We start from the raw sequence: 1,235 nt of genomic DNA, 5'->3' as shown, positions 1-1,235 counted from the left end.
GGCTGTGTGAACTGAAGCAGATAGTCCGGACCGCCTGCTTTGGAGTCGGTGCCTGACATGTTGAAGCCGCCAAACGGATGCACGCCCACAATGGCTCCCGTGCATTTGCGGTTGAAATACAGGTTCCCCACGTGGAATTCCACACGCGCACGGTCAATCAGCTCCCGGCTGCGGGTGAATACCGAGCCGGTCAGACCGTATTCCGTATTGTTTGCCACTTCCATCGCATGGTCAAAGTCGCGCACCTTCGTAAACGCGACAAACGGGCCGAACACTTCCTCCTGCATGATGCGTGCATTTGGGTCCACATCCGCAAAGATCGTCGGTGCAACGAAGAATCCATCCGCCCCAACCGGGGTACCGCCTGCAACCAGACGGCCTTCCTGCTTGCCAATCTCTACGTATTCCATGACTTTGTTCAGGGCCTTCTCATCGATCACCGGACCGGTGTAGTTAGATGCATCGCGTACATCGCCTACCTTGAGTCCTTTCGTGATCTCCGCTACACGCTCCAGTACGGTGTCATATACATTTTCATGGATGATGGCACGCGAGCAGGCGGAGCATTTCTGTCCGGAGAAGCTGAACGCAGAGGCTACGATGTTCTGAGCTGCCAGTTCCAGATCGGCATCGTCCATCACGACAATCGCATCTTTTCCGCCCATCTCCGCTACGAGACGCTTCATCCAGATTTGTCCCGGTGCTACTTTAGAGGAGCGCTCATGAATGCGCAGGCCAACCGCACGGGACCCTGTGAAGCTGATGAACCGAGTCAGCTTATGATCCACCAAATAATCGCCGATGACATCCGGACGCCCCGGCACAAAGTTCACGACACCGGCCGGAAGGCCGGCTTCCACCAACAATTCATAAAATTTATAGGCAATGACCGGGGTTTGGCTGGCTGGCTTCAAAATCGCCGTATTCCCTGCAACGATAGCAGCCGTCGTCATACCCACCACAATGGCTAAGGCAAAGTTCCACGGCGGAATGATCACGCCAACACCAAGCGGAATGTAGTCCAGACGGTTGTCTTCGCCTGGCAGACGGGTCAGTGTATGGCGACCCCGCTCGGTAAGCTCCAGCATTTGACGTGCGTAGTATTCCATGAAGTCGATCGCTTCCGCCGTATCGGCATCCGCTTCACCGCGGCTCTTGCCTGCCTCAAGCATCAGCCAGGCAGAGAATTCATGCTTGCGGCGGCGCATCATCGCGGCGGCTTTGAACAGATAACC

At 56.0% G+C, this 1,235-nt stretch carries 1 protein-coding gene; it reads right to left on the bottom strand.

Annotation, left to right across the window (positions count from 1 at the left end; genetic code table 11):
• Nucleotides 1–1,235, bottom strand: a 1,235-nt coding sequence (locus tag AB3351_RS23510) for an L-glutamate gamma-semialdehyde dehydrogenase (RefSeq protein WP_371149546.1), incomplete at both ends; no start/stop codon positions are given.

The organism is Aneurinibacillus sp. REN35 (genome assembly GCF_041379945.2).
GTDB lineage: Bacteria > Bacillota > Bacilli > Aneurinibacillales > Aneurinibacillaceae > Aneurinibacillus.
This window is presented reverse-complemented; position numbering and strand designations above follow the sequence as displayed.